Source organism: Paenibacillus sp. F411 (assembly GCF_017582705.1).
GTDB classification, from domain to species: Bacteria; Bacillota; Bacilli; order Paenibacillales; family Paenibacillaceae; genus Paenibacillus_AQ; species Paenibacillus_AQ algicola.
This window is the reverse complement of the sequence record NZ_JAGFIP010000005.1, coordinates 46,340-61,529: the sequence shown is the minus strand read 5'-3', so window position 1 is coordinate 61,529 and position 15,190 is coordinate 46,340. Positions and strand designations below refer to the sequence as shown.

Below are 15,190 nucleotides of genomic sequence, written 5' to 3'. Positions count from 1 at the left end.
CGGTAGAGCACGGGATGCCGACGACCACAAATTCAGGCAGAAGGAAAGAGAGGTGCTTCATTCATTATGAAGCTGAAGGGGACAGAATTAGATTATCAAGGAGCGGTAAGTGTAGAAAGCACACCAGCGGGCGCAAAGCCATGGCGTATTCCGTATGAGCAGCAGGAGCTGTTCTTACCCAAGTCGCTGCTGCGTCAGACAGAGGTACCCGCAGGCGTTCGCATCACCTTCAAGAGTGACAGCCGTACGGCTGTGCTGCACGTAGAGGGCTCTGATGTTGAGCGGACCATCGACTGCGTGGTTGACGGCAAGCTGCATCAGTCGGTAGACATGACTCCCAATCAGGAGGTGTGCCGGTTTGATAACCTGCCGGAGAACTCCAGCCGCGTGGAGCTGTTTCTCCCGCAGAAAAAAGGTCCGCTCATCGTACGTGAGCTGGAGCTCGATCACGGCGCATCTTACAGCCATATTGAGGACAACCGTCTGAGATGGATCAGCTATGGCAGCTCAATAACACAGTGCGAGGAAGCTTCAGGACCGTCAAGAACGTGGCCGGCGCTGGTGGCGAACCATTTTGACTGGCACAGCACCAACCTGGGATACTCCGGAAATTGCCATTTGGAAATGATGGTGGCGCGCATGATTCGCGAGCTTCCGGCTGATCTCATTTCGATCTGTGCCGGCATTAATATTATGGGCGTATCGTCCATGAGTGAGCGTACCTTCCAGGCAGCACTGATTGGCTTCGTACAGGTCGTTCGGGAGAAGCACCCGCACACTCCGATTATTCTTCAGTCCCCGATCTTCGCCGAGAAGGAAAGTCGGGAAACGCATCCCAACAAGGTAGATCTGACACTGCAGATCATGCGCACGATTGTTCGCGAGACCGTTGAGGTTATGCAAGGTCAGGGAGATAACAATCTGTACTACCTGGATGGCCTGGAGGTGTTCGGCGAGGAATGGAAGGACAGCTTCCCGGACAAGCTGCACCCGGATGCTGAGGGCTATGTGAATATGTCCAAGCAAATGATTCAGCTGATTGAGAAGCTGGGGTTGGGCACACAGCTGAAACCGACAGCAGTGATATAAACAGAGAACCTGAAAGCGTTACAGAAAGGAGCAGGAAGGATGTCCATACCTAACAAGCCGGTGATTTTTGCTCACCGGGGGGCTTCCGGAGAAGCTCCCGAGAATACGCTGGCTGCGTTCCGGCTGGGATTGGAGCAGGGCTGTACCGGCATTGAGCTGGATATTCATCTTAGCAAGGATAACAGCCTGGTCGTCATTCATGATGATTCCATTGACCGGACAACGAATGGCTCCGGCAAAGTGAATGATATGACTGTAGAGCAGCTGCAGACCTATGATGCGGGCTCGTGGTTTCATGAACGCTATGCCGGGGAGACCATTCCAACCCTTGCGCAGGTGCTTCATCTCGTTCCGCCGCAGGTCATGCTTAATGTGGAGATCAAGGGCAAGTATCACGGAGCTATTGAGCCTGCGCTGGTCAAGCTCTTGAGAGACTGTGACAGGCTGGATCAGGTGGTGATATCCTCTTTCGACTGGAAGAGCCTCCGGCTCATTCGGGAGCTGGAGCCGCGGATTGAAGTCGGCCTGCTGTACAGCTTGACGCTGGATCGCCATGAAGAGCTGCCTTTGGCGGCGGGCACGAAGGTCTTCTCCCTGCATCCCAATTACAGCCGGCTGGAGCTCAAGGATTTGAAGGGGCCGCAGAGTAAGGGCCTCAAGGTGTATGGCTGGACCATTAATGATGAAGCGTCACTTGCAGAGGCAGCAGCGTCCGGCATAGACGGAATTATTACCGATTATCCGGGTCGCCTGAAGGCTTTGTTGGATCAGGCATCGTGGTAAAGTAAGGATGAAGAAGCTTGTCCCGGGCAGTCGGGGCAGGCTTCTTTTTTATATCATTTGAAAAAGAGAATCATAGAAAACGCGGCTCAAACGCCTGCTGAAATATGTTATGATAAAGGAGATCGTACTTTGTTTCACAATGTGGCGGCGTCTGATTTCGCAAGATTGCAGACGTCCAACTGACGATAAGAAAGGAGTGAACCGGCAATATGAATGGCTGGACATCATTTGCTAAAGCTTCCAGGCTGAATGTCATTCCTGTGATGCTGATTCCCGTGGCTCTCGGAGCGCTGGGAGCGTATGTGTGGACAGGAGAGTTTCACCCGTGGCTGTTTCTGCTGACTCTGGCAGGTGCAGCGGCAGCGCATTTATTCTCCAACATGATTAATGATCTGTGGGACTTCAAGAATGGAGCAGATGGAGAAGCCGATCACCATGTCGATGCAATTTCGACCAACTCCGGATTCTTGACGCAAGGCATATGGTCCCTTCGCAAATTTGAGGCTGTGACCTGGCTGCTGTTCGTCATCGCTGCTGCAAGCGGCGTGATCCTGGGCCTTCTCAGCGGCTGGTGGGCCTTTGTGCTCGGAGCGCTGGGGGGACTCATTGCGTATTTTTATGTTGCGCCACCGGTTCAATTCGGCTACCGGGGCAAAGGCTATAGTGAAATTGCCATCCTGCTCTCCTTCGGCATCCTGCCGGTAATGGGAGCTTATTATGTGCAGACCTCTCACATGGACTACCGGGCACTGCTGTTGTCGTTGCCCATCGGGTTGTTAACTACGCTGATTTTGTTTAACCACCACTTTTTGCATTGGCAGGCAGACCGGCAGGCGGGGAAGAATACACTGGTCGTCGTCTGGGGAGAAAAGAGAGCCCTTCGCTTCTCCAGACTCCTCTTGCTGCTGGCATGCTTGTCCATGGTAGCTTGTGTCGCGGCAGGAGCGCTCCCGCTGTATGGTCTGGCGGCACTGATTACAGTGCTTCCGCTGTATATGGTGTACGGGCGGCTCCAGGAGCACAACCGCTCAGAGGCATATCTGCCGTTAATGGGTGCGTCCATGAAGGCCACGATGTCCAGCGGCGGCGTGCTGATCCTGTCGCTGCTGATCCAGAGCTTGCTGCAAATTTAGAGATATCTAGCGACAGCGGCGTGAACCAAGTCACGTAACTCTCACCACAATCAAAAGAGGCCATCCCGTAAGATCCTGGATCTTGTGGGACAGCCTCTTTGTCATTATGCATTATGCACTAAGAACGTGAGAATCGAGTCATCTTTATTCGCTTTTGAGATCCTCAATAGAATTGGCTTCAACATAAGAAGGAACGACCAGTCCTGTCTTCACGCCTTCCATGCTCGGGCCGAGATCGACCACCTTGTCCTCAAACTCAGCCATGTAATCCGCATGAGTCAGCGGCAGCCATGCTGCAACAGTGGCATCCACGTCACCGTTTGCGACACCGGTCCACATTGGACCAGCCTCAACCTGCAATGCCGTTACTTCATAGCCAAGTCTGCTTTCCAAAATGTACTGCACAAGGTTCGTGCTCGCAATTTCAGAGTCCCAGGCTACATAGCTGAACTTGAATTCTTCGCCATCTACAGGCTGAATATCCTTTGTCCATTCATCGACGAGATCCGTGTTATTCTCCGCCCATTCCTTCGCAGCTTCGGCGGGATCCTGGCCTTCTTGAATCGCGGTCATGATTTCACCCATTGCATCGGAGGTCCACATGAAGTTGTCCAGGAACTGATACGCTTCTGGCTGGTCCTCTTCCAGTCCCAAACGAACGAGAGTGTGAATCTCTTCAGCTTCACCATAGATCTTCTTCGGATCCTCCAGATATTTCAGATCATATTTGGAGAACATCCAGTGTGGCGTCCAGCCGGTAATGATGACCGGCTCTTCGTCCTTGATCGCTTTATCGAGAGCTGCGGTCATGGCTGCACTGGAGCCTTCCACCAGCTTCCAATCGCTGAGCTCGTAGTCCTCGATTGCTTGTGCCGTTGCCTTCATGATCCCTGCGCCGGGATCAATACCGATAATTTCATAGTCGACCTGTTCTCCGATGGAAGCCGCGGCTTCTTCATTGCCGCCTTCACCGGTACCCGCTGTCCCTTCGTCACTTTGACTGCACGCCGACAGGAGAAGCATCGCGGACAAGCTGAGCATTAACAACCAGTTCATGTTCTTTTTCAAAACTAAGCACCCCTTTTGTTGGTTTTAAATATATTTTGTGTAAAGCGGTCCAGCACAATCGCCAGGATGACGACAGCCAGGCCGGCTTCAAACCCTTTACCAATCTGAAGCTGAGTGACAGCACGGTACACTTCAGCACCAATTCCCTGCGCTCCGATCATGGACGCAATGACGACCATAGACAGAGACAGCATAATAGTTTGATTCACGCCCGCCATGATGGTAGGCATCGCCAGCGGCAGCTGTACCTTGAACAGCTTCTGCCCCGAAGTGGAGCCGAATGCGTCTGCGGCTTCGGTTAGCTCTCCGGAAACCTGCATAATACCAAGCCGCGTCAAGCGGATCGTAGGCGGAATCGCAAAGATGACAGAGGCGATCACCCCCGGTACCACACCGAGACTAAAGAAGGTGACGGCAGGCAGCAGGTATACAAAGGCCGGCATCGTCTGCATAAAGTCCAGCACCGGAATAATGATGCGGGAGGCACCTTTACTATAGGCCGCCCAAATTCCGATCGGCACACCCAGAAGGATGGAGATCAGTCCGGAGGTAAGCACCAGGCTAAGGGTGTCCATCGTTTCCGGCCAGTAGCCCAGATTGTCAATGATCAGGAAGCCGATGACCGTAAACAACGTCAGCGGAACACGGCCCAGAATAAAGGCCAGAATACCGAGAATGGCGATAAACAGATACGGATGAGGCAGCATGAACAGATCGGTAAATGAGGTTACAATCCATTCAATGACCTCGGCGATGCCGTCGAACAGGCCGGACAAATATTCTCCCATCCAGTCCACGATGGCGTTGATCCAGTCGGCTAATGGAATCTTAGGCATGTCCATTCACCTCCCCGGTCTTGCTCTCGCCGGCCAGGGCGCCGAGTACCGCACCCCTGACAATGACGCCCAGCAGACGCTGCTTGTCATCAACGACCGCTACAGGCACCTTGGACAAGCTGGTCATTTCAAACAGCTCATTTAACAGCGTGTCAGGTCCGACAGCCGGACCGTCTTGAATGACGATGTCCTCCAGCTTGCGGTTGCTGTGCAGCGCTTCGGAAGCATCCTCTGCCGTGATTACGCCGAGCAGCTTCTTGGAGCGGTCGATGACGAACAGATTCGATACGCCGCGTTCCCGCATAAGTTCCAGTGCCACACGAGGACCCCGGTCCGGTGTGATCGTCTCCGGACGCCGCATGACATGAGAAGCGGTCAGCACCTTGGACAGATCCACGTCCTCGACGAAGCGCTCGACATAATCATTGGCCGGCTGGGTCAGAATTTCTTCCGGTGTGCCGATCTGCACCACAGCGCCATCCTTCATGAGGGCGATGCGATCTCCGATTCGGAGCGCTTCATCCAGATCATGTGTAATGAAGACGATGGTTTTCTTCATCTTATCCTGCAGCTCGATCAGCTCATCCTGCATATCGCGGCGGATCAGCGGATCCAGCGCACTAAAGGCTTCGTCCATAAGCAGAATCTCCGGATCGTTGGCCAAGGCGCGGGCAAGCCCGACACGCTGCTGCATGCCGCCGCTCAACTCACTGGGCAGCTTGTCCTCCCAGCCCTTCAAGCCGACAAGCTCCAGGGATTTCAGTGCAGCCTCGTGCCGCTTGCTTTTGTCCACCTTTTGAACTTCCAGTCCGTATTCCACATTCTCCACCACCGTGCGGTGAGGAAACAGGGCGAACTTCTGAAAGACCATACTGATGGATTTACGTCTCACATTGCGGAGATGCTCCTTGTTCATTTTTCGAAGATCCTTGCCGTGAATCAGAATTTCACCCGAGGTGGGCTCAATTAACCGATTCAGCAAACGCACCAGCGTCGATTTGCCGCTGCCCGAAAGGCCCATAATGACAAAGATTTCGCCTTCCTGTATATCGAAGCTGACTCGATTTACGCCGACGGTAATATTTTTTTCTTTAGCGATGCGTTCTTTGCTCCAGCCTTTTTGCAGGAGCGCAAGCCCTTGCTCGGGATGATTCCCAAACAGCTTGCTGACATCTTTTACTTGTAGAATAGCCAAGCATATTCCCCCTCTATCATGATCCAGCATTCATAATGAACCTTGAAACCGATTCTTGCGTCTTAGTCCGGTGAACCCATGTGCTGAATTATAACAACACAAAAGTTACAGTTGCAAACGTTAAATCCGTACATTAAGTTCATACAGTAAAAACTGTACAAAGTTATGCTCCCATATCCTCTTGGATGCTCCTAAATGCTCCCGCCAGGAGTTCTTTACAATTAAAAAAGCTTTACCTACAATAGAACAAGAATCTTTTGGAGCGATATGGATGCAATTTCATCACTAAAGGACACAATGAGAATAGAGAAGATGACGGTTAGCAATAAGAGGAGGCTCGAGCATGGGCTTGTACCCGCTGGATGAAGAACGGCAGGCTGCTGTAGATAAAATACGCAAGCGTGTTATTGAGAATATTGGAAGAAATATGGACTTATATGGAATTCCCGTTTCCACAGGCCATTTATATGGACTGCTGTTTTTTGCTGATAAGCCGATGAATCTGGACGAAATGGGCCAGGAGATGAAGATGAGCAAGACCAGCATGAGTACCGGAGTCCGAACGCTGCTGGATTACAAAATGGTGCATAAGGTATGGGAGAAGGGTTCGCGGAAGGATCTATATGAGGTGGAGTATGACTGGTATCAGACCTTCTTCGATTTCTTTGATATCAAGTGGCGCAAGTCGGTGGAGAGCAACATTCATATATTGAAAAAATCCGTGGACGAAATGAACCGGCTCATGAAAGACCATCATGAGGATGAGCTCCTGATTGCAGTTCTGCAGCAGGATGTATCAAGAATCAAGGAGGCCGTTGCCTACTACGAATGGCTGGACCGATTGATTGACACCTTTGTCAGCGGAGAGATTTTCAAGCTGGTTCCTAAAGAACCGCCAGGGGAGTAGAGAAGCGCGAAGGCGCTTGGAATAAAGAGGGAGAGGTGCAGCCGTGAGGTTGTACCTTTTTGGCGTGAGGGGTTAGAATAAATGCAGACATATAGGTAAGGAGGATTTCCTGGTGAATGTACTCATCGTGGAAGATGAGCCTCACATTGTGAGCTTACTGGCTTCCTGTATTCAGGAGGCCGCCCCGGGCGCGAGCCTGTTTACAACGGATCAATCCGCAGAAGCCATACAGATTGCTTTGGCAAATCCAATAGATCTGTTTATTCTGGATATTCAGCTAGCCGATTATAAAGGGACACAGCTTGCAAAAGAACTGCGTGCCATGGAGTGCTACAGCTTCACCCCGATTCTATTCGCCACCGGACTTGCCAATGAGGAGCTTAACGCATACCGGCAAATTAAGTGCTATGGCTTTCTGATCAAGCCGTTTACAAGGGATGAAGTGCTGCATGCGGTGCGGGACGTGCTGTCCTACATGGATCACCTTGGAGCAGGAATGACTCCGCAGCCGGAGATCCTGAGTATTGAGCAGAAGAGCCACGTGCTGGAGTATCCCATACACCAGATTGTTTACGTGGAATCCTTCGGCAAGCATCTGGAGCTGCACATCAAATCGGCGGGGGAAGAAATACGGTCCGATCGGATTTCTGGACTGTCTCTCAAAAAGATCGCTGAGCTGCTGGGAGAGAAATCGTTCATTCAATGCCACAAAAGCTATATCATTAACACGGCGTATATTCAAAAAATCGATAAAAGTGAAGGAACCATCAAGCTGGTCGGTGCGGATCAGCTCATTCCCATTGGCCACACCTTCAAGCACGCGCTAAAGAATCGGGGACATTCATGATTTATTTTCAAATTCTGCTGGATACAGTGATCATGCTCTTGATCTGTTACAGCATGGCCGGACAACCCGTCAGATTTACAAAAGCTACGGTGAGCTGGTTTATATGCTTTCATCTCCTTTGCTTGATATTCCGCTATCAGAGGGTAGATTACACAGAATGGGGGGCAGGGTTCAGTGTAAATAATTACGATCTGCTTCCGGTCAATAACCCGGTGCTGCTATGTGTGCTGATTCTGTGTGTGATGATGCTGAATAGCAGCTTTTTCCGTCCTATATCCAATATGAAGGTTATCGTGGTAACGTTTCTAAGCTTTCTGATCTGGATCCTGCTTCGGACCTTCAGCATTGCCGGGATCAGTTTGCTGCTGGAGCAAGACGCAGAGGCCTTTCCACATGTGCATCGCGGGGTCACATTGCTACTAGCAGGCGCTCTTTATGCTGCCATGATCATAAAGCAGGGAAATCATTATCTAGGAGATTATAACGGCATCTTTCTGCGGATTATGCTGATTCAGTCTTCTGTCATGGTGCTCGGGCTCGTGATCTATGCTAATTTTGAGACCGCTTTTGTGACCCGGAACCTGCTGCTTCTGTTCCTTGTGTTTACGCTGGTGATCAGTATGAACCTCTGGATTATTTATGAACATCATCGGCAGGCACGTCATGAGAAAAGAGTGTCCGCCATCGAGCAATATCTGCCCGCCATTGACGAGCTGGTATCCGAGGTGCGCGCCAGACAGCATGAATTTCATAACAAGCTGCTGGCCATCCACAGTATTGTGGAAACCGCCGGCTCCCTGCCGGAGGTCCGGGCTCAAATTTCAGCCTATACAGACAGCGTCATCATACAGACCGGGATTCGTGAAATTCTGCAGCTCGACAGCAAGGTGATTGGAGGCTTTCTGTACACAAAGATGAAGCTCGCAGAGGTTCGAGGAATGGTCATTACCACGCAAATCTACACTTCTTTTCACAAGATCGTGGCAGAAGAGCAGCAGTTGGTGGAAATTCTGGGCGTGCTGATCGACAATGCGATTGAAGCTTCATATCCGGGAAACGAGATCGTAGTAAGAGTGCAAGCGACTCAGCAAGGGTGGGTGGACCTGCTCGTAATGAATCCAGGGTCACCCCAATCCAGTACAGCATTCATGCAAATGTTTGAGAAAGGCTACACTACCAAAAATACAGCCCAAGGACCTCGCGGATTTGGCTTGTACAATGTGAAGCAGCTGGTTGTGCAGCTTAAAGGTAAGCTGTTGACCTCCAATACGGAGCATCAGGGCGGCGCCTACTTGTCTATCGGTGTGCGGCTTCCCTCAAGCACGGAAGCATAAACAAGAGCTTTATGGGAACGAAATTTCGTTCATTCCCGTAAGGCTCTTGTTCCTTCTCAAGCTATTGTACATGAGGATGCTGCAGACTATATTGTAGACAGATCCGAGAAAAAAAGGAGTGAGTATGTTGAATAATCTGCTCAGATTGGAATGGGGCAAGCTGCGCTGGCCGGTCCTGATCACGCTGCTGAGCTTGAGTCTTGCTGTAGCTCTTCTAAGTGGAACCATTTATAAAAGCTATGCACTAGAGCATGATTTAGAGGCCTGGGAAGTCGGCATTTCTATCATTGTATTTCTATTTCCGCTAATAGCAGTTCTGCCTGTAGGCTGGCTGATGTATTTGGAGCGCCGAGACGGATTTCTGATGTACACGCTGCCGAGAGTAAGTAAAAGGCGCTATCTGTCCGCAAAATGGCTGGTGGTGGCAGGAAGCTCGTTCTCGATCATGTTTATCGCCATGATGATCGGCGTCATATTCGCACTCTATATCAAGCCGGAAATCACTCCGTTTTATAGCTTAGTCGATAAAAGCACAGGCGAACCGGGTCCCAGGCTAGAGAAAACGCACTTTCTGGGCTCCTTGTTTGTGAATCATCCGCTGAGCTATGGTCTGCTCATCAGCTTCTGGCAAGGAGTCCTGTCCGCGATGATGGCTACACTTGCATTTGTGCTGTCCTTGTTTGTTTCGAATGTGTTTATTATTCTGACCGGACCTTTTCTGTATGTCACGTTGGAAAACTTCATTTTATCTCTGCTTCAATTGGAGATCTACAGAATCTACACCGCCTTTAATCCGGAATCTTTTGATGTTAATCAGCACGGGTATGGGCCTCTGCTTGTGGGTCCCGCGCTTGCTCTGCTGTTCACGGCGGGTATTGCCTTTTACTTCAGCAGGATTCAAAAAGCCACGGTATATCCGTCTTAAAGGAGGGGAGCAAGATGGGGGCTGTTTTTCTCCGGGATGTGAAAAGGTTCTATACGCCGAAGCTGCTTCTGCTCCTGCTGGGCGCCGCTTTGTTCAGTCTCTCAGCGCGTCAAGGCTTTGCATACTCCTATGAAAGCTTTGTGCTGTTTGTGCTGGTGGACCATTACTACATTACTTTTTTTATGGTGCCGATGTTTCTGTGGATCAGCTATACCTATCTGGAGGACAATCTGGATTATGTCTTGATCCGCATCTCCCGGTTCCCTCGCTATTTTGCCGTGAAGGCGGCGGCATGGGCTTTAAATACAAGTCTGTTTGTCCTTGTGCAGCTTGCCGTCATCATGAGTGTGGGTCTGGGCCTGCCAGCAGGCTCCGGTTTTCCTTCGCCGGCTGAACAAGACTTGTCGATGGAAGTACTGATGAAATTAAGTGACATTGTACAGCATCCATGGCAGGCCTCCGCGCTGTCGGTTCTGCATCTGATCCTGGGGCTAAGCATGCTGGGTCTCGTTATGATGACGCTGCATCATTTTCTTGAGAAGAGATGGGTTGCTGTGATAACGGCGGGATTGTTTATTCTGATGGTCTTTGCCATGAAATCCAAAATTCCGGAGCTGACGCGCATCCCGTTTCTGTTTATCAATAATTACATCATCTTCATGTACAATCTGACCTATCCGTATGCATTTTGGGTCACTTACATTTCACTGGGAATGATCTTTGGAGGCACAGTGTATCTCATCTGCAAATATTGGAATAAAGACTTTGAATGGCACCGAAAATGGCCTAGGCCCCGGGGAGTGATGCCTTATTATGCTGCGCAGCTGTTTTCATTCCGAAATGTGGGTATCCTGGCCACACTGGCGATTGTAATCTGCTTATGGAAATGGCTGCAGCTGAACAACCTGGCAGTCGGTCCAAGCACATGGGCGGACTACATGATCTATACCTTTTGGGGGCATGGGCACGGTTATTTCAAGCCGGCAGATTTTCTCGTGATGCTGCTGATGAATACAGCCCCGTTATATATGCTTGCCCTATTTTTGGAAAATGAAAAAAGAGTGCACAGCATGCTGCTGACCATCCGTCTTACTTCCAAAATACAATGGGCTTCCTCGATCCTCGCTGCAGGCGGTATCTATTTGCTGGTGTACACCATCGGGTTGACGACAGGGAGTCTCCTCATTCCATCCTTAGCAGGCTTGCCTGCTGAAGGCGTTACAATGATCCCGGACCTGGCACTCAGCTGGAATGAGATCTGGGTTTATATCACAGCCGTAAAATGGCTGGAGCTGCTGGTGCAGCTTCTGCTCATGCTGCTGGTGTTCCTGTGGAGTCGGCAAGTCACGGCCGCATTCGGAGGGCTGCTGCTGATGTACGCGCTCTACCTTCTTCCATATTCCTGGACATTATACATTCCTGCAGGCATGTCCAGCCTGGCACAGCATCAACTCTTTATGTCTGCGGCGGACTCCGCGTATGAGGGACTGCCTCCGCAAACCATTTTTCTGATCCTTATAGTCATAGCGGTATCAGCGGTGCTGTACATCCTGATCCATGGATATAAACGGCGGTTTCAATAGCTCAACTATGCTGAAAGAGGTGATTGACATTGACACAGATCAAGCTGGAAGGGGTATCCAAGGCTTATAACGGAATCCCCGTAGTATCTGACATTCATTTAGACATTCAGAAGGGGGAGAGCATCGGCATCGTCGGTGCGAATGGCAGCGGCAAATCCGTATTGTTCAAAATGTTGTGCGGGTTCACGGCGCCGGATACCGGAAAAGTCTTTGTACGGGGCAAACAGCTCGGCAAGGACATTGATTTTCCTGAGCACGTGGGGGTGTTCATTAATAGCCCGGGATACATTTCCACCTACAGCGGTTATAAAAACTTGAAATTTCTCGCTGATATTAACCGGAGAATTGGTGATGCCGAGATCAAAGACGCCATGAGACGGGTAGGCCTGGACCCGGAGCTGAAGACTCGGGTTGCCCATTATTCTCTGGGGATGAAGCAGAAGCTGGGCATTGCCCAGGCCATCATGGAAGGGCAGGATATTTTGGTGCTGGATGAGCCCTTTAATGCGCTGGACTACCAGACCTACAACGATATGAAGGACATCGTAATGAGGCTGAAAGAGGATGGCAAGACCCTGCTGCTCACCAGCCACAACTATGAAGATTTAGAGTCGCTTTGCGATACGCTGTATATTATTCAAGGAGGAAGGATGGAGCTGTTAACCGGGGAGCTTAAAGAGAAATATTTCAGGCGCTAAAAAAGAATCCGCTCTCCGGCTTGTCAAGCCCGTCTGCATAATGTGACCAAGTCCCTCATAGACATGTATCAATGAATTCAAAACATGTGCACAAAGGGGATGATGACATGCGCCGGGTGTCTTGGGTGCTGCTTGCTGCTGTATTATGCTTCACATTGGTGCTTTCGGGTTGTGGCGGGAAAAAGGATGCAGAAGGAGTCATCAAGGATCTGGCTAAGGTAGCGGATCAGCTGGAAGGCGAGAAGGGGGCATACCAGGGCAAGGGAGTCATGACCATCAACACCGGCTCGACGCCGCAGCAATATGAGGTCGAGGTATGGTATCAGGCCCCGTCCTATTACCGGATCAGCTTGACCAACGGACAGAAGGACCTCACACAGATCGTTCTCCGAAATGATGAAGGGGTCTTTGTACTCACACCGAGCCTGAACAAAAGCTTCCGCTTCAAGAGCGATTGGCCGGAGAATCAGGGTCAGGTATATCTGTATCAGACGATGCTGGGCAGTATCCTGAGTGATAGCACGCGTCAGTTTGCAGAGATCGAGGATGCCTATGTGTTTGAGGTGGCGGCCAATTATCACAGTCATGCTCTGGTGCGGCAAAAAATCTGGCTCGCCAAAGATAACTACTCGCCAAAGCAGATTCAGGTGTCTGACTCCGAAGCCAAGGTCGTCGTCGATGTCAGGTTTAGCGACTTCACCTTTGATACGAACCTGACCAAGGATTCATTTGATACGAACCGGAATCTGAGTGCCATGAACGAAGAGAACAAGGACGTGATGGCCGAGGTGGGCGAGGATGGAAAGCCGGTTGCACAAGGTGATCCGGCCGGGGAGCAGCCAGGGACAGCGGCCGAGCCGGCAGCGGCTCAGCATTTGGGGGCTTTCGGCATCATCGAGCCTTCCTATACACCAGCCGGCGTAGTGAGTAAGGGGATTCAGGAAATGGCCAACAGCGAGGATCATGCCGTGATTCTGAGGTACGATGGCATCTATCAATACACGATTATGGAATCGCGTCCGCTGGACCGGGCAGTATCTCTAGCGCCGGGTCAGGTCATTGATCTGGGCTTCACGGTGGCCCTGCTTACAGGGGATGAGCAGCAGACCTTGACCTGGACGACAGAAGGCGTGGAGTACCGGATTACGAGCGGGAATCTGCCGGCTTCTGAAATGGTGCAAATCGCTGCTTCCATGCACGGACAATCGGGTAAGTAATACGATGAAGGCGGATAACCGAGATTTGCAGCAATCAGGATATGGCTGCAAATCTTAGGCCATTCGCCTCTTTCTTCAACTGGGGTGTCAAAATGTCAGGAAAGTCGTGTTCACCCTGGTTTAGCGGAATCAGCCGAGTCCGCTTGTCCGCGAAGGGACTGCGTCAGCAGTAGGATGGGAATTCTCACAGCTGTGGCCGGATTGACAGTTGCCGGGCAGAACATTACCATGAGTTTAATGACAACAGAGCTATTCATAATGGTAAGAAGGTGACTGGATTGCAACATATTTATCGGCCTACCCAGGCAGAGATTGATCTGGATGGTCTGGGTGACAACTTGAATGCGTTCCGGGCACATGTGCCTGAAGGCATGAAGGTGCTGGCATGTGTGAAGGCAAACGCCTATGGCCATGGAGCCGTTGAGGTATCGCGGGAGCTGGAGCGCTTAGGGGCAGACTACCTGAGCGTTGCGTTTCTGGATGAAGCTCTGGAGCTGCGTAAGGCCGGGATCACGCTGCCGATCCTCGTCCTGGGGTATACCCCGCCTGAGGGGATTATGACCGCATGGGAGCAGGACATCACGGTGACCCTGTTCAGCCGCGACGTGCTGACAGCCATTCAGAAGCTGCCGAAATCCCTGGATCGTCCGCTGAAGCTTCACATCAAGATTGACAGCGGCATGGGACGCTTGGGGCTGCTCCCGGAAGAGGCAGCAGCTTTTGTGGAAGAAGCCTTTGCTCTTCCTCAGGCCTTCATTGAAGGAATGTTTACCCACTTCGCAAGAGCGGACGAAGAGAACAAGAGCTATACACTGGAACAGCACCGGCGGTTCAAGAGCGTGGCGGATGCGCTGCGGGAGGGAGGCTTCTCTATCCCGATTATACATACGGGCAATAGCGCCGCAGCGATTGACACTCCCGAATTATCCTTCAATATGGTGCGAATCGGCATCAGCTTGTATGGAGTTTATCCTTCGGAGGAGGTCCATCGCACAGCGGTCAGCCTGCGCCCGGTCATGACGTTAAAGACGCAGGCGGTCTACGTCAAAACCTTGCCGCCGCAATCCGGCGTGAGCTACGGCTCCAGATATGTAACGGAAGAGGAAGAGCGGATTGCCACGCTTCCTGTCGGTTACGCGGATGGCTACTCGCGCATGCTGAGTGGAAATGCGGAGGTGCTTATACGCGGACGCCGCGCTCCTGTGGTCGGCAGCATTTGTATGGACCAGTGTATGGTATCGCTAAAGCATTTCGCCGAAGAGGCGGAACAAATCAAAGCCGGTGAAGAGGTTGTGCTCATCGGCCGGCAATCTGGAGAATGTATTTCTGCAGATGAGCTGGCTTCCAGGCTGGGTACCATTCCTTATGAATTGGTTTGCATGATAGCACATCGCGTGCCCCGCACCTATATCCGCGGCGGCATGCCGATCACCCGGGTTAACCCCCTTTTGTAGTGCTTTTTGACCTGAGCAGGTATCGTTTTTTCAAGGAAAGCAGGAATTCGTGCCGATTTTCCCGAACTTAACAATATGTCGGTTGGTCTGTACGAAGTGCCGAGTGTGGTTTATAATGGGA

Annotated in this window: 14 protein-coding genes; 11 read left to right on the top strand and 3 right to left on the bottom strand. The window is 51.2% G+C overall.

The genetic code is table 11. The features are described from left to right. Nucleotides 1-66: 66 nt before the first annotated feature. The 3 genes from JJQ72_RS07170 to JJQ72_RS07160 all read left to right on the top strand — a co-directional run bounded on the left by JJQ72_RS07170 (nt 67) and on the right by JJQ72_RS07160 (nt 3,005). Entirely contained in the window at nt 67-1,089 is a 1,023-nt protein-coding gene (locus tag JJQ72_RS07170; protein ID WP_208203218.1) for an SGNH/GDSL hydrolase family protein, read from the top strand. Between the two features lie 39 nt (nt 1,090-1,128). After that, nucleotides 1,129-1,872 (top strand): glycerophosphodiester phosphodiesterase, encoded by a 744-nt coding sequence (locus JJQ72_RS07165; protein ID WP_208203217.1) that lies wholly within the window; start codon nt 1,129-1,131, stop codon nt 1,870-1,872. Between the two features lie 209 nt (nt 1,873-2,081). Continuing rightward, on the top strand, nt 2,082-3,005 hold the full coding sequence (locus tag JJQ72_RS07160; RefSeq protein ID WP_208203216.1) for a prenyltransferase: 924 nt from the start codon (nt 2,082-2,084) through the stop codon (nt 3,003-3,005). Nucleotides 3,006-3,149: 144 nt separating this feature from the next. Here the strand turns inward: JJQ72_RS07160 and JJQ72_RS07155 are convergent, their stop codons facing one another. Genes JJQ72_RS07155 through JJQ72_RS07145 form a run of 3 tightly spaced genes read right to left on the bottom strand, consistent with a single transcriptional unit; the run spans nt 3,150 to nt 6,104 of the window. Next, a complete protein-coding gene (locus JJQ72_RS07155; RefSeq protein ID WP_279591700.1) occupies nt 3,150-4,073 on the bottom strand; it encodes a glycine betaine ABC transporter substrate-binding protein in 924 nt (307 codons plus the stop codon). A 2-nt stretch (nt 4,074-4,075) separates the two neighbouring features. Beyond that, nucleotides 4,076-4,909, bottom strand: a complete 834-nt coding sequence (locus tag JJQ72_RS07150; protein WP_138226805.1) for an ABC transporter permease — start codon at nt 4,907-4,909, stop codon at nt 4,076-4,078. Beyond that, nucleotides 4,902-6,104, bottom strand: coding sequence for a quaternary amine ABC transporter ATP-binding protein (locus JJQ72_RS07145; protein WP_279591699.1), 1,203 nt, complete (start codon nt 6,102-6,104; stop codon nt 4,902-4,904). The genes JJQ72_RS07150 and JJQ72_RS07145 overlap by 8 nt, the downstream gene beginning before the upstream one ends. A 343-nt stretch (nt 6,105-6,447) precedes the next feature. On the opposite strand from JJQ72_RS07145, the gene JJQ72_RS07140 reads away from it, so the two are divergent. The 8 genes from JJQ72_RS07140 (at nt 6,448) to alr (ending at nt 15,069) form a co-directional block, all read left to right on the top strand. Continuing rightward, entirely contained in the window at nt 6,448-7,011 is a 564-nt protein-coding gene (locus JJQ72_RS07140) for a GbsR/MarR family transcriptional regulator (RefSeq protein ID WP_138226803.1), read from the top strand. 112 nt (nt 7,012-7,123) lie between these two features. Continuing rightward, complete coding sequence (locus tag JJQ72_RS07135) at nt 7,124-7,858, top strand: LytR/AlgR family response regulator transcription factor (RefSeq protein WP_208203213.1); 735 nt, start codon at nt 7,124-7,126, stop codon at nt 7,856-7,858. After that, nucleotides 7,855-9,192, top strand: a complete 1,338-nt coding sequence (locus JJQ72_RS07130) for a sensor histidine kinase (protein WP_208203212.1) — start codon at nt 7,855-7,857, stop codon at nt 9,190-9,192. The genes JJQ72_RS07135 and JJQ72_RS07130 overlap by 4 nt, the downstream gene beginning before the upstream one ends. A 124-nt stretch (nt 9,193-9,316) precedes the next feature. Further along, on the top strand, nt 9,317-10,117 hold the full coding sequence (locus JJQ72_RS07125) for an ABC transporter permease (RefSeq protein WP_208203211.1): 801 nt from the start codon (nt 9,317-9,319) through the stop codon (nt 10,115-10,117). Between the two features lie 14 nt (nt 10,118-10,131). After that, nucleotides 10,132-11,700, top strand: coding sequence for a hypothetical protein (locus JJQ72_RS07120; protein ID WP_208203210.1), 1,569 nt, complete (start codon nt 10,132-10,134; stop codon nt 11,698-11,700). A 29-nt stretch (nt 11,701-11,729) separates the two neighbouring features. Beyond that, nucleotides 11,730-12,398 (top strand): ABC transporter ATP-binding protein, encoded by a 669-nt coding sequence (locus tag JJQ72_RS07115; protein ID WP_208203209.1) that lies wholly within the window; start codon nt 11,730-11,732, stop codon nt 12,396-12,398. A gap of 107 nt (nt 12,399-12,505) precedes the next feature. After that, nucleotides 12,506-13,615 carry a LolA family protein gene (locus JJQ72_RS07110; RefSeq protein ID WP_138227850.1) on the top strand — a complete coding sequence of 370 codons (1,110 nt, stop codon included), beginning with the start codon at nt 12,506-12,508 and terminating at the stop codon, nt 13,613-13,615. 278 nt (nt 13,616-13,893) lie between these two features. Next, complete coding sequence (gene alr, locus JJQ72_RS07105; RefSeq protein ID WP_138226797.1) at nt 13,894-15,069, top strand: alanine racemase; 1,176 nt, start codon at nt 13,894-13,896, stop codon at nt 15,067-15,069. The last annotated feature ends 121 nt before the right edge of the window (nt 15,070-15,190 follow it).

What these genes read in the sequence shown, in the direction of transcription:
- JJQ72_RS07150 (WP_138226805.1), bottom strand. Translation starts at nt 4,909, where the DNA reads ATGCCTAAGATTCCATTAGCCGACTGGATCAACGCCATCGTGGACTGG.
- JJQ72_RS07140 (WP_138226803.1), top strand. Translation starts at nt 6,448, where the DNA reads ATGGGCTTGTACCCGCTGGATGAAGAACGGCAGGCTGCTGTAGATAAA.
- JJQ72_RS07125 (WP_208203211.1), top strand. Translation starts at nt 9,317, where the DNA reads ATGTTGAATAATCTGCTCAGATTGGAATGGGGCAAGCTGCGCTGGCCG.
- JJQ72_RS07110 (WP_138227850.1), top strand. Translation starts at nt 12,506, where the DNA reads ATGCGCCGGGTGTCTTGGGTGCTGCTTGCTGCTGTATTATGCTTCACA.
- JJQ72_RS07165 (WP_208203217.1), top strand. Translation starts at nt 1,129, where the DNA reads ATGTCCATACCTAACAAGCCGGTGATTTTTGCTCACCGGGGGGCTTCC.
- JJQ72_RS07130 (WP_208203212.1), top strand. Translation starts at nt 7,855, where the DNA reads ATGATTTATTTTCAAATTCTGCTGGATACAGTGATCATGCTCTTGATC.
- JJQ72_RS07170 (WP_208203218.1), top strand. Translation starts at nt 67, where the DNA reads ATGAAGCTGAAGGGGACAGAATTAGATTATCAAGGAGCGGTAAGTGTA.
- JJQ72_RS07160 (WP_208203216.1), top strand. Translation starts at nt 2,082, where the DNA reads ATGAATGGCTGGACATCATTTGCTAAAGCTTCCAGGCTGAATGTCATT.
- JJQ72_RS07120 (WP_208203210.1), top strand. Translation starts at nt 10,132, where the DNA reads ATGGGGGCTGTTTTTCTCCGGGATGTGAAAAGGTTCTATACGCCGAAG.